The 13,100-nt window shown below is 29.0% G+C and carries 13 protein-coding genes and 1 other annotated feature; all 13 genes read right to left on the reverse strand.

Annotated features, from left to right (window positions below; genetic code table 11):
• Positions 1 to 83, reverse strand: an 83-nt coding sequence (locus RWN11_RS08265; protein WP_399536066.1) for a branched-chain amino acid transport system II carrier protein, incomplete at its 3' end; no start/stop codon positions are given.
• A gap of 197 nt (positions 84 to 280) precedes the next feature.
• Positions 281 to 1,582, reverse strand: a complete 1,302-nt coding sequence (locus tag RWN11_RS05255; protein ID WP_314160727.1) for an NCS2 family permease — start codon at positions 1,580 to 1,582, stop codon at positions 281 to 283.
• Between the two features lie 472 nt (positions 1,583 to 2,054).
• Entirely contained in the window at positions 2,055 to 2,354 is a 300-nt protein-coding gene (locus tag RWN11_RS05260; RefSeq protein ID WP_314160728.1) for a hypothetical protein, read from the reverse strand.
• Positions 2,355 to 2,503: 149 nt separating this feature from the next.
• Positions 2,504 to 3,223, reverse strand: coding sequence for an amino acid ABC transporter ATP-binding protein (locus RWN11_RS05265; RefSeq protein WP_314160729.1), 720 nt, complete (start codon positions 3,221 to 3,223; stop codon positions 2,504 to 2,506).
• Positions 3,224 to 3,232: 9 nt separating this feature from the next.
• A complete protein-coding gene (locus tag RWN11_RS05270; RefSeq protein ID WP_314160730.1) occupies positions 3,233 to 3,874 on the reverse strand; it encodes an amino acid ABC transporter permease in 642 nt (213 codons plus the stop codon).
• Between the two features lie 19 nt (positions 3,875 to 3,893).
• Positions 3,894 to 4,715, reverse strand: a complete 822-nt coding sequence (locus tag RWN11_RS05275) for a transporter substrate-binding domain-containing protein (RefSeq protein ID WP_314160731.1) — start codon at positions 4,713 to 4,715, stop codon at positions 3,894 to 3,896.
• Between the two features lie 212 nt (positions 4,716 to 4,927).
• Positions 4,928 to 5,123, reverse strand: a binding site (T-box leader).
• Between the two features lie 183 nt (positions 5,124 to 5,306).
• Complete coding sequence (locus RWN11_RS05280) at positions 5,307 to 6,731, reverse strand: leucyl aminopeptidase (RefSeq protein ID WP_314160732.1); 1,425 nt, start codon at positions 6,729 to 6,731, stop codon at positions 5,307 to 5,309.
• Positions 6,732 to 6,762: 31 nt separating this feature from the next.
• Positions 6,763 to 8,163, reverse strand: coding sequence for an FAD-dependent oxidoreductase (locus RWN11_RS05285; protein WP_314160733.1), 1,401 nt, complete (start codon positions 8,161 to 8,163; stop codon positions 6,763 to 6,765).
• Between the two features lie 11 nt (positions 8,164 to 8,174).
• Complete coding sequence (locus RWN11_RS05290; protein ID WP_314160734.1) at positions 8,175 to 9,413, reverse strand: ABC transporter permease; 1,239 nt, start codon at positions 9,411 to 9,413, stop codon at positions 8,175 to 8,177.
• Positions 9,406 to 10,149 (reverse strand): ABC transporter ATP-binding protein, encoded by a 744-nt coding sequence (locus RWN11_RS05295; protein WP_314160735.1) that lies wholly within the window; start codon positions 10,147 to 10,149, stop codon positions 9,406 to 9,408. Before RWN11_RS05295 ends, RWN11_RS05290 begins: the two co-directional genes overlap by 8 nt.
• A 1-nt stretch (position 10,150) precedes the next feature.
• A complete protein-coding gene (gene coaE / locus RWN11_RS05300; protein WP_314160736.1) occupies positions 10,151 to 10,738 on the reverse strand; it encodes a dephospho-CoA kinase in 588 nt (195 codons plus the stop codon).
• A 639-nt stretch (positions 10,739 to 11,377) separates the two neighbouring features.
• Complete coding sequence (mnmA, locus tag RWN11_RS05305) at positions 11,378 to 12,490, reverse strand: tRNA 2-thiouridine(34) synthase MnmA (protein ID WP_299324822.1); 1,113 nt, start codon at positions 12,488 to 12,490, stop codon at positions 11,378 to 11,380.
• Between the two features lie 2 nt (positions 12,491 to 12,492).
• Positions 12,493 to 13,100: aminotransferase class V-fold PLP-dependent enzyme (locus RWN11_RS05310; RefSeq protein WP_314160737.1), on the reverse strand; the 608-nt coding region annotated here is incomplete at its 5' end.

Raw genomic sequence — 13,100 nt, forward strand, 5'->3', positions numbered from 1 at the left:
CCTAGTGCTGGTGGAAAGATTAAGTTTCCAGCACCAAAAAAGATACCAAATAATAACAATCCGGTTAATAAACCTTTTTTCATATATAATATTTCCTTTCTTAATTTATAATAGTATTATTATAATACTATACCTTCATCAAAAAGGCAAACATTTTTTAAATAATTAATATAAATTATCTAATTTTATATTAACTTAACTGATAATATTCGCAATATGTAAAAAATCGAGCTCAAAAATTTTTCGAGCTCGATTTCTAATTTTCAACTTTTTATCTGTATTATACATGTAACCAAAGTAACTGAATTACAAATAATATTGCAAATAAATACATTAATGGATGAATATCTTTCCATTGTTTTTTAGATAATTTTAATACTACATAGAAGATAAATCCAAATGCAATACCATCATTAATTGAACCTGTAAGTGGAATACCTACAATTGTTACAAATGCTGGGAATGCTTCTGTTATATCAGACCAGTCGATCTTAGCAATACTTTCCATCATGAATGAACCAATGATGATTAATGCTGGTGATGTAATCGCTGGAACTGATGCTAAACTACTTGCAAGTGGGAATAAGAAAATTGAGATTACAACCAAGAAACTTGTTGTTAAAGCTGTAAGACCTGTACGTCCTCCGTTAGCAACCCCTGCAGAAGATTCAATATAAGCTGAAGTTGGAGTAGTTCCAAATAAAGATCCTGCTAGTGAAGCAAATGAGTCAGCTAATAAAGCTTCTTTTGCTTTTTCCATTTTCCCATTTTTAATTAGTCCTGCTTGACTAGTTACTGCAACCATTGTACCCGTAGTGTCAAATAATGTTACCATTAAGAATGTGAATACTATTCCATATAATCCTAATTGTAAAGCATTAATACTTTCACTAACCGGATTATATAATAAACTTAAATCCATGTGAGGAATACCAAAGATTTTTTCTACTTTTAACATTCCTGTAAAATATGAAATTATAGCAACTATTGCCATTCCAATGAAAATAGCTCCTTTTACTTCTAAAGCTAATAGAACAAGGATAATAAAGATACCTAGAATTGTCATATAAGCTACAGGATTTTTTAAATCTCCTAATGAAAGAATTGTGTGTGGATTTGCTACAATAAGCGAAGAGTTTTTAAGCCCCAAAAATGCGATAAATAATCCAATTGCTGCTGAAATCCCATGTCTTAAATTATTAGGAATTGAATCAATTAAACTTTCACGGAATTTTGTTGCTGATAAAATTACGAAAATAACAGCTCCTAAAAAACACGTTGCTAATAAAGTTTTATAGTTATAACCTGATGTTGCAGCTAGTGTTGCGAAATATGAGTTTATCCCCATACCAGGTGCAACTACTATTGGATAGTTCGCTGCTAATGCCATAATTAAAGTACCGACTAAAATCGCGATTATTGTCGCTGTAAATACTCTATCTAACGGAATACCTGCTGCTGATAGTACAGCTGGATTTACTACTAAAATATAACTCATAGAGAAAAATGTAATTAAACCAGAAACTACTTCAGTTCTAGTATTAGTATTGTTCTCTTTTAATTTAAAAAGACGTTCTAACATAAATAGAAAATTCTCCTTAGTTTTTATTAATGCTTAAGCACATAGATAATAATATATGTTTTATCTCTAAAAGTCAAGAACTTTTATTTTTAAAGTTCATATTTTACATGAATATTTTATGTTTTATATTAATTTTCGATAAAAACTACCTTCTCTTTTAAAAAAATGCGAGAGTTTACATAAAGAAACATTCGTCATAAACGAACTTTAACTTTATTTCTATCTATAAAAATTCGATTAAAATAAATAAAAAATTTTTTAAGCACTATACTACCTAAAGTTTAGATTTAGTATAATGGGGTTAACCCAAAAGTCCTAAAATTTAACAAAGTGTATATGAGAACTCATAGACGCAGTGGTTTATTGATATCTAAATTCGCTTTATAAAAGCTTTTTAGATATCTAATAAACTTTGCGGGGGTGACTCGACAAAATCTTGTTTCTCCGAAATCACGATTTTTGAGTCACTCCCTTATTCTTTATCCTCTGGAATAACTCCCATTAATTTTAACAATTTATTATATTCAAAAAGCATCTGCAAAGCATATAGCACTAAAAATAGATAAACCATCTTTGTAATTGGAAAATCATGATAATCTAAAAAGAAAAATTTCAGAAAAATTACAAATAATAGCGAAACAGCAGCTATCTTAAAATGTTTTTCTCCTGATATTTTAACATTTAAAAATATAATAACTATAGGAACTAAACTTAATCTTGATAAATTTTCTAGTATATCTATAACACTACCTCCACATAATATAATTCCCATTCTTCACTTACAACACCTCTATACTAACTCCTATTATAGCAAAGAGTTAACATAAAGTGAAACTTTTACAAAAGCAGTACATATATTAAGTTCAATATAAAATAATATCACTAAAGAATCCTTTAAATTCCTTAGTGATATTTACTATATTATAATATTTTTGAGAAGAATTCTTTTGTTCTTTCTTCTTTTGGATTATCGAATATTTCCGATGGAGTTCCTTCTTCTAATACTACTCCCCCATCCATAAATATTACTTTATCAGCAACTTCTTTTGCGAAATTCATTTCATGAGTAACTATTAGCATAGTTAATCCTTCTTCTGATAATTCTTTAATAACATCTAGTACTTCTTTTACCATCTCTGGATCTAGAGCACTAGTAGGCTCATCAAATAATAATACTTCTGGTGAATTAGCTAAGGCACGCGCGATTGCTACACGTTGCTTTTGTCCACCTGAAAGACTGTTTGGATAAACATCTTTTTTATCTTCTAATCCTACACGTTTTAGCAATTCAACTGCTTTTTTCTCTATGTTTTCAGCAGTATTATCACCGAACGTTTTTGGAGCAAGTGTAATATTTTCTAATACACTCATGTTTGGGAAAAGATTAAAGTTTTGAAATACCATTCCAACTTTTTTTCTATATTTATTAATATTCTGTTTAGTAATATCTTCACCGTTGTATAAAATTTGTCCACTTGTAGGTGTTTCTAATAAGTTCACACAACGTAACGCTGTGCTCTTCCCACTACCACTTGAACCTAGAATTACGATTTTCTCCCCTTTTTCAACGCTTATGTTTACACCTTTTAATACTTCTAATTTTCCGAATTTCTTATGTAAATCTTTTATTTCTAATAACAATTTCTTCACCTACTTCGTTAATTTTTTCTCTAAACGTTTTACCAATAGTGATAATATTGATGTAATTATAAAATATATTGCAGCAGCTACTAAGTATGGTCCAAATGTTTGGTATGTAGCATTTTTTACAGTGTTTGCTGTAAACATTATATCTGCTACCCCTACGAAGTAAACTATTGAAGATTCTTTTACTAATGAAATAAATTCATTACCTAAAGCTGGTAAACTATTTTTTAAAGCTTGTGGTAAAATAATTAATTTCATAGTTTGGAAATAACTAAGTCCTAAAGAACGTCCTGCTTCCATTTGTCCTTTATCAATTGCTAATATTCCAGAACGGAATATTTCACTAACATAAGCACCAGAGTTAATTGAAAGAGCAATTATCGCTGACATAAATGGTGTAAATGAAATCCCGATTTCTGGTAGTGCAAAATAGATAATCATAATTTGCACTAGTATTGGTGTATTTCTAATTATTTCTACATATATTGCTGCTATTATATTAAATACTTTAAAAGTACTAATTTTTGCTAAACATATTACAATTCCAAGTATTAATCCTACTAGTAAAGCTATAAGTGAAACTTTTAATGTTGTTACCGTAGCTTCTAAATACGTCGTGTAATAATTTGGAAGAAAATCAAACATTCTATTTTATACCTCTCTTTTATTCGCTTTGTGCAGCAACTTTAGCATATTTATCAAGTTCTTTTTCAAATACTTTTTGTTCTTGAATTTCTTTAATTACTGCGTTAACTTTTTCTAATAATTCTTTATTACTATTATCTTTTCCTTTTTTGAACGCTATTGCCATACCTGTTGCTTCTGGATCATTTTCTGCAGTAAATGCACTAATTTTAATATCTGTATATTTATTCATAGCAATTTTAGCAACATCATCTGGTATTAATACTACGTCAATTTTTTTATTTTTTAAATCTTGTAGTAAGCTTGGAACGTCAGTTAAAGCTTGGATATTTTTCTCATCCATTTTTAGTTGTTCTTTTGCATAAGTTTCATAAGTTGAACCTTTTTGAACACCGATTTTTTTATTTTTTAAATCAGCTACAGACTTAATTTCTTCGCTATCTTTATTTACAACGAAAATTCCTTTGCTTGTATAATAAACATCAGAGAAATCAACTGCTTTTTTTCTTTCCTCTGTTGGGTTAACTCCAGAAATTACCATATCAACTTTGTTAGCATTTAAAGCTGCGATTAGTGAATCGAATGCCATTTCTTGAATTTCAACTTGAACACCTAATTTTTTAGCTACTTGCTCTGCTAAGTAAATATCTGCTCCAACTACTTTTTTGTTACCATTTTCTGTAGTTAAAAACTCATACGGAGGATAGTCTGGTGATACTCCTAGAACTATTTTCCCTTTGTCTTTAAGTTCCTCTGATTTTGTTTTTGTTTTGCTGCTTGAGCATGCTGTTAATGTGAATACTGTGATAATTGATGTAATGAATAATAATAATTTTTTCATTGTTTTGTCTCCTTTTTTTCTTTATTATATTCTAGAAAAGAACGAATTATAAATAAAAAATCTCCTTGCAGCTAGTAATTCTAGCTACAAAGAGACGATATTTCGCGGTGCCACTCTTTTTGATACACTAAAACTAAGAAAGATACAGTCCATGGTCTGTATAAAGGCACGAGATAAATAAAAAAGTCTTTTTATAATTTCCTAAGAAACTATAAAAAGACGAAATCAATTCCGCGTTGCCACTTTTCTTGGTATTTAGCATACCCACTCAATCTCTTTAAGGCAGAGTTACCAATTATTTAATAATTGCCTAAAAAGTGCGTTCATCTAGAAAAATTACTAACCTCACACCAACGTTAGCTCGCTAAAAATTTTTTACCAAATTACTATTCTTTTCTAAGGTTTTGTTTTATTGTTACTTATTTTACACCCTTAGTATGTGCTTGTCAAGTAAAAATTCAATATTTTTTAAATTTTTTATGAAAATTTTCTTCTATTCCTATTATTAACTCCTAATATTGCCTTATTATAGACAAAAGAACTCAATTATATAATGATTTCATCATTGAGTTCTTTCTTTATCATCTACAATTATTTATTTAATAAATTATACAATGTTTTAACATGTACTCCTGTAGCACCTTTTGGAAGGTATTTTTCGGCTTTTGATAGGTATGCAGTTCCAGCTATATCTAAGTGTACCCATGGCACATCATTAGCTACGAAATTTTCGATGAATAATCCCGCTGTTATTGTTCCACCAAGTCTTCCACCTGTATTTTTTACATCTGCAATAGTAGATTTATTTAATTCTCTAAAGCTATCATCAGCTGGCAATTGCCATACCCTTTCTCCAGCATCTTTCGCTGCTTTGCTTAGTTCATTATAAAACTCTTGGTTGTTTGTTACGGCTCCTGTGTAGAATTCACCTAATGCTACTAAGCATGCTCCTGTTAATGTAGCTAAGTCTATTACTTTACTAACTTTTAATTTTTCAGTAGCGTAGTACACTGAATCTGCTAAAGTAATACGCCCCTCTGCATCTGTATTTAATACTTCTACAGTTTTTCCTGATAAAGTTGAAACAACATCACCTGGTTTATAAGAACCACCAGCAATCATATTTTCACATGCACCAACAACTGCAATTACATTAGTTTTTAATTTTCTAGTCGCAACTAGTTTCATTGTTCCAATTACAGTTCCTGCACCACCCATATCACAGTGCATTATGTCCATACTATTAGCAGTAGGTTTAATTGAGTAACCTCCAGAATCGTATGTTACACCTTTACCTACTAATCCAATTACTTCACTTTCCTCTGGATTATTTAAGTATTTCATAACGATAAATCTTGGTTTTCTATCTGAACCACGCCCTACAGCTAATAAACCTTTTAATCCTAGCTCTTCACATTGTTTTTCATCATATACTTCTACTTCAACACCTAATGCTAATAATTCCTTACTAGCAATATTAGCAAGTGTTTCTGGATATAAGTACTCTGCTCTTTCATTTACTAAATCACGTGAGAAGAATACTCCACTCATAATATCACGAGCTTCATTCACTACTTCTTCTAACTTATCTAACTTCTCTTCAGTTGATAAGTTAATTGTAATCTCTGGGAATTCTTCTCTATCTGATTTATACTTATCAAATTTATAAGTTGCATGTAATGCACCTTCAACTGCCGCATTTACAAATTTTTCTGTCGAGATGTTATCTATCTTAGGTAAAGTTACATATACTTCTAATTCTTTATTTTTTTCTAGTGCTTTCACCAACTTAAAGAATACTTCTCGTACTTTATCTTCTACTAACTCTTCTTTTTTCCCGAATCCTAAAAGTATTTCTTTTTCTCCATCAAAAGGAAGATTAGTGTGCACTTCTTTAAGTTTTCCTGAAAATAATTCTTTTTCTTTTGTATATTCTAATAACTTATTATCATATACTTCATCTTCAAATATTGGTGTTACTTTTACACCTGCTTGTTTATTTGTAAAAAATTTCATTTTTTTCACCTCGTACTTTGTACGTCCTTTCTTATCTTATATTTTCTAAAATTTGTTTGGCTACTTCTTTAGCTTCCAATACTGTATTTTCAAGAGTTGTACCTTTTTTCGACTTCCCTATTATAAACACATTTGGATATTCTTTTTTCATATATTCGTTAAATTTATTTATGTTTTTATTATAATTTTTACAACGAAATCTGTAATTATCTTTAACCTTACTAATGTAGTACTTACTAACTTTACCGACTACTCCATGAACTTTAATTATTTCTTTTTCAATTATTTCTATTATTTCAGAATCACTTTTATCCATTAATTCGCTAACCGCTTCTTCTCTATTAATATAAGCCCTCACGATTTGTATTCCACTCATTTTTATATCTATCCATTTATTACTTACATATTCTAACTTTGTTACATATTCACTATCATCTTTTGGAAAAATTATTTCTCCAATTTCACGATTAATATGTAATTCATCTCGCTTATAAACAAGAGTTACAACTATATTAGAAACATAATTCATATCTGAATAAAATTCAGTAATTTTTTCATCTCCATTAAACCACGGTAAAAAATTTTTCTGGTTTAATGTCAGTATTACATAATCATAATAATATATACTACCATTTGAATGAACTAAATATTTATCACCTTTTTTTTCTATTTTTTCAACCTTACGATTCAATTCTAAAAATACTTTATCTGAAAAATTTGCCTCTAGTGTTTCTATAAATGATTTTAACGTGAATTTTAATCTATATTCCGAGCCAACGGTAATATTGTCTATGACATTTTTATCATACATTTCTTCTAATATTTTATTAATATCTTCTTTTTGAATCGTTAAAAATGAAAGTTCGGGCATCAAACTAACCATACTTTGATTAGAAATATCACATGCATAATAACTAGTTAATAAAGGTTCAATAAGTTTATCATAAATTTTTTCGTTGATTACAGCTTTAAAAAACTCCTCAGCCGTCAATTCTTTTATATCTTCATCTTCTAACGTATTATACATATTGTATATTATCGATAATTTTTCTTTAAAAGTGAATAAATCTGACAATAATAATTCTTTTTTATCTAATGGTACCCCATAAAGCATCTTTTCTGGTAGATATTTAATTCCTTCTTTTGTAAAAAATACTTTTTTAGTTACACCACTTTTAATTAAATATCTATGAAGCCCTAATTCTATCATTAAATAAAATAGTACCCCTTGTTCACTAATTGAATTATGCCAGCCATTATCATAAATTTCTTGACCATATTGAAATTTTCCAAATCTATCATTCGCAAATTCTAAATTTCTTTCAATTAAATCAATATTAAATTTTCTTGAGTTTACTCCTGAGAATTTATCTAAAAAATAAGCACAGCTTACTCCTGATAAATCTCCTCCTATTATCGCTATATTTTTCATGATAATACCTTCTATTTTACTTTTTCAATAAACATTTTAGCTATAATATTGGCTAACAATACTGATAGAATAATTATTACTATCGTCATACCTTCAAAATTACTAAATAAGATAGCAAAAATTGCGAGTATAATAGTAGTAGTTAACATAACAACCATCAGTAATTTTTTGAAACTACCTATTTTGATACTTTCATCAACTGGTAATATACTATGCCAGATATTATTACTCATCTGTTTATACAGAGGGACAAGTTGAATAATTGTTAAGTAACTATAAGATATAATAGCTACTGCACTTACGTACGGATTTTTAAAACTAAAAATTATTAATCCAGCTAATAACATAAGTCTTAAAGCTAGAAATACCGTATTTTCCTGTCTTAAAAAGACTCTATAATAATAATATTTAAAGCTATTTTCTTTAGTGAAATTGTCTTTAGTTAATTTAGGTAAAATCGCATCAAAATATTTCCTTCTAGCAACTTTTACTCCACTTAACGGAACATCTACAAACATATTCACGAATTTCAAGTAACTTTCCATACGATGCTTGTCATATTCAGCTGCTTCATTCCATTTTACAACGAACTTTTCTTTATCGTCAGCGTTTCTTACATTTCCAGCATTCTTAAGAATATAATATGTACTATACGATAACGCAATTATTCCAACTAAATCAGCAATTAGTATATAAGTATTAACTATAAAGACTGAAATAATTTGTATAAAAACCACAATAAATTGTAGAATTTTAACCCAAATAAGTTCTTTATAGTGAATAATTTGAAAGTATTTCAATAAATTATTTAATAAAATAACCATAATCAATAAACAAATAGCAATTCGATCAACAGTACCTATAATACTCGTAATAGGTTTAACTGAAAAATAGAAAATAACAAACGCTATAACGTGTACTACCGTTGTGTTAATAATAGTTTTTTTACCAACGTTTTTATAGTATTTCTCTAGCGGTAGTAAAAATACCGCATCAGCTTCTTTTATATATGTTTTAACCTTTGTACTTATTAAATAATAACTAAAAGCCAATGTTGCGGCAATAAACACCGAATACAATTCAAATTGACTAGCTATAGCTATCCATTTAGAATAGTTAATCATTGCTGCTCCTAACACAATAATAAGAAACATAATTAGGTGCGAATTAAAAATGTACTTGCTATATGTTAGTTTTAGCTCCTGCTCTTTCTTACGTCTATTGGCAAAAATATTCTCTATATTACTCATTACTATCTCGTACCGTTAATGATAGATAAATTTCATCTAAAGACGCACCTGCCATATTAAATTCAGCCCTTAGTTGTTCTAAATTCCCATTCGCTAGAATTTTCCCTTCGTGAATAATAACAAAATTATCACAATACTTCTCCGCTGTAGCTAGTATGTGTGTAGACATTAATAAACTAGCTCCATTATCTCTTCTTTCACACATTAAATTAATTAAATCATTAATTGCTATTGGATCAAGTCCTAAAAATGGTTCATCAATTATGTATAAATTTGGCTCTACTAAAAAGGCACAAATAATCATTACTTTTTGTTTCATACCTTTTGAAAAGTGTACTGGGAAAAATTTCTTCTTATCACTTAGTTTAAATAATTCTAGTAATTTTTCAGCTTTTTCCCACGTATCTTCCATATCTAATCCATAAGCCATTGCTGTTAGATTTATATGCTCTTCTAATGTTAATTCTTCATATAAAACAGGTGACTCTGGAATATAACTTATACTCTTTCTATATTTTTCATTATCATGAGTAATCGTAATACCATTAACCTTTATCTCACCTTCCATAGGCCTAAGTAATCCTAATATATGTTTAATTGTCGTACTTTTACCAGCTCCATTCAGCCCAATTAAAGCTGTGATACTTCCTTTTGGTATTTGTATATTGATATTATCAATAATTTTTCTACGATTATACCCGCCACCAAGATTACTAATTTCTAATACATTAGTCATTTTATTTATCTCCTCTTTTTAATTTTTCAATTATTTCTTCTGTCTGTCGAAATGTCTCTTCTTTATTATAACTATTATTAATCACAAAATCTCCTAATGATGCTTTTTTGTGTGCGCTCATTTGACTTTCTATACGAATAAGAGCCTCTTCTTTTGTTAAAGAATTTCGTGTCATTAATCTTTCTAATTGTACTTCTTCGTCTGCATAGACAACAACAACTTTCTCAACTAAGTCAACAAAATTAGCCTCATATAATAGTGCTATATCTAAAAAAACCAAATCTTCATCTTTATGTTCTTCTTGTAATTTTAAAATTAATTCTTTTATTTTAGGATGAATAATACTATTTAAATTTTTTAAGTTTTCAGTATTTCCAAAAACTATCTTTCCTAATTTTTCCCGACTTATTTCATTATTTTCTAAAATATTCTCTCCAAATTTTTCAGCTAGTTTTCTTTTTACATCATTGCTAGTAAGCGCAACATGTCCAAGTTTATCAGCATCAATAATGGTATACCCCTTAGTTATCAAATAGTCTGATACAGTACTTTTTCCACACGCTATACTTCCTGTGATTCCAATATTCAAATTATCATCTCCATTAAATTACTTAAATACAATTTTATCATAAACTGCAAGCATTTACCATAGTTTAAAAACTATTAAACACCATTATTCTATATCTAAAGTACATTAGTTTTTTTTCGCTATGAAGTTATAATAAATTCAGTTACATATAAAATTTAAATTTTGTAAAAATAGAAAAAGGGCTGATTCAAAACTCCTAAATTTTAATAAAGTTTATATGAGAACTCATAAACACAGGGATTTATTAATATCTAAATTCGCCTTTAAAAAGCTTTTTAGTTGGAAATGTTAAAATGAGAATGTCCAATTTTAACAAAATCTTCTTTCTCCGAAATCAAGATTTTTGAGTTGTTTTCAGTTTATTTATTAATCAATCTCATCTTGATAAAAAGCTGTAGCTACATCTTTCATCAGGTTTTTCTAGTGTCTAAAACTGTCAAAGTCGGCTTAAAACTTATCTTCTATTTCCATTTTTATTATACTAAAAATTCTTTTTTTCTATTAATACTCAATTCCTTGATAGTATGTATGCTGTCATATTTGTAAATTTCAAATACTATTTAATTTAACCTACCTAATTTTTGTAAACTAAAAATCCTAAACAGTAGAAACTATTCTAACATTTAGGATTTATTTATATTATAGTTGAAGTTTTTCTCCATCTTTATATACTTCATCGATAATTGCCCCACCTAGACAAACATCTCCATCATAGAAAACAACCGCTTGTCCTGGAGTAACAGCACGCACCGGTTCTTTATAGACAACTTTTACTTTATTATCTTCTAATACTTCTACTTCTACCTCAGTATCTGGTTGACGATATCTGAATTTTGCAGTACATGTAAATTTATTAGGTTGTGGATTTTTCGTTGTAAATGATAGTGAACTTGCTAGTAAGCTATCTGAATATAGTTTTTCATTGTGGAATCCTTGGCAAACATACAATACATTATTTTCAAGATCTTTACCACATGCAAACCATGCTTCACCTTCTGTATCTTTAGTTCCACCAATACCTAGTCCGTGACGTTGACCGATTGTATAATGCATTAAACCAATGTGTTCTCCGCGGACATTACCATCTAAGTCTACCATTTTACCACCTTGAGCTGGTAAGTATTGAGATAAGAATTCTCTAAAGTTTTTCTCACCGATAAAACAAATACCAGTTGAGTCTTTTTTCTTCGCTGTCGCAAGACCCGCTTCTTCTGCAATCTTACGAACATCTTTTTTCTCTAGTTCTCCCACTGGAAATAGGATGTTTTTGATTTGATGTTGTTTTAATTGAGATAAAAAGTAAGTTTGATCTTTATTATTATCAACACCACGTAACATTAAACGTTCTCCATCAACATCTTTAACTCGTGCGTAGTGCCCTGTTGCTACGTAATCCGCACCTAAATCTTCTGCATATTCTAAGAAAACTTTAAATTTAATTTCTTTATTGCACATAATATCTGGGTTAGGTGTGCGACCTTTTTTGTATTCATCTAAAAAGTAAGTAAATACTTTATCCCAGTATTCTTTTTCAAAGTTTATAGAGTAATAAGGAATATCTAATTGTTCGCATACTTTAATTACATCTTCATAATCTTTTTCTGCTAGGCAAACTCCTCTGTCGTCTTTTTCTTCCCAGTTTTTCATGAAAACACCTATAACATCGTATCCTTGTTGTTTTAGAAGATATGCTGTTACAGATGAATCAACTCCACCACTCATTCCAACTACTACTTTTTTGTTGCTATTCATTATTAATTCCTTTCTTTTACTCTTTTCTCTAAAGTTGCAATCTTTTCTACAACTTCATCAATTAATTCTTTGCTTGTATCAAAGCCAACACTCATTCTTACAGAATGTGCAGCACGTTCAATATTATACATCTCTGTTATTATACGACTTCCTTTAATATTTCCTGAACTACAAGCAGATCCTCCAGAAATATAAATGTCGTGCGCATCTAAATATGTAATCAGTCGCTGTGCTTCAATATTTTTAAAATAAATATTCAATATATTCGGCAATGAATTCTCTATAGATCCGTTTACTTCAAATTCAACTTCATTTTTCTCAAGTTCAGAAATAAAGTAATGTTTCAATTCTCTAAGAGCTGGAATTGAATCTAATGTCTCTGATAAACAGTCATTAAGAACTAGTATCCCTAGTAAGTCAGTCGTCCCAGAACGAAGACCATTTTCCTGACCTCCACCTAATAATAATGGCTCAACATCTCCATCTTTTGCATATAAAAATCCAAAATTATTAAGTGAACCAATTTTATGTGCTGAAGCTGAAGCAAAATCCAAACCTAATTCTTTCACATCAATTTCAACTTTACCTAAAGCTTGAACAATATCACTAT

The sequence above is a fragment of the uncultured Gemella sp. genome (assembly GCF_963519265.1).
In the GTDB taxonomy this organism is placed as follows: domain Bacteria; phylum Bacillota; class Bacilli; order Staphylococcales; family Gemellaceae; genus Gemella.

Bases quoted from the DNA above. Each gene is read 5' to 3' on its own strand.
- RWN11_RS05270 (WP_314160730.1), bottom strand. From the start codon at position 3,874: ATGTTTGATTTTCTTCCAAATTATTACACGACGTATTTAGAAGCTACG.
- mnmA (WP_299324822.1), bottom strand. From the start codon at position 12,490: ATGAATAGCAACAAAAAAGTAGTAGTTGGAATGAGTGGTGGAGTTGAT.
- RWN11_RS05285 (WP_314160733.1), bottom strand. From the start codon at position 8,163: ATGAAAAATATAGCGATAATAGGAGGAGATTTATCAGGAGTAAGCTGT.
- RWN11_RS05260 (WP_314160728.1), bottom strand. From the start codon at position 2,354: ATGGGAATTATATTATGTGGAGGTAGTGTTATAGATATACTAGAAAAT.
- RWN11_RS05290 (WP_314160734.1), bottom strand. From the start codon at position 9,413: ATGAGTAATATAGAGAATATTTTTGCCAATAGACGTAAGAAAGAGCAG.
- RWN11_RS05255 (WP_314160727.1), bottom strand. From the start codon at position 1,582: ATGTTAGAACGTCTTTTTAAATTAAAAGAGAACAATACTAATACTAGA.
- RWN11_RS05295 (WP_314160735.1), bottom strand. From the start codon at position 10,149: ATGACTAATGTATTAGAAATTAGTAATCTTGGTGGCGGGTATAATCGT.
- RWN11_RS05280 (WP_314160732.1), bottom strand. From the start codon at position 6,731: ATGAAATTTTTTACAAATAAACAAGCAGGTGTAAAAGTAACACCAATA.
- RWN11_RS05275 (WP_314160731.1), bottom strand. From the start codon at position 4,715: ATGAAAAAATTATTATTATTCATTACATCAATTATCACAGTATTCACA.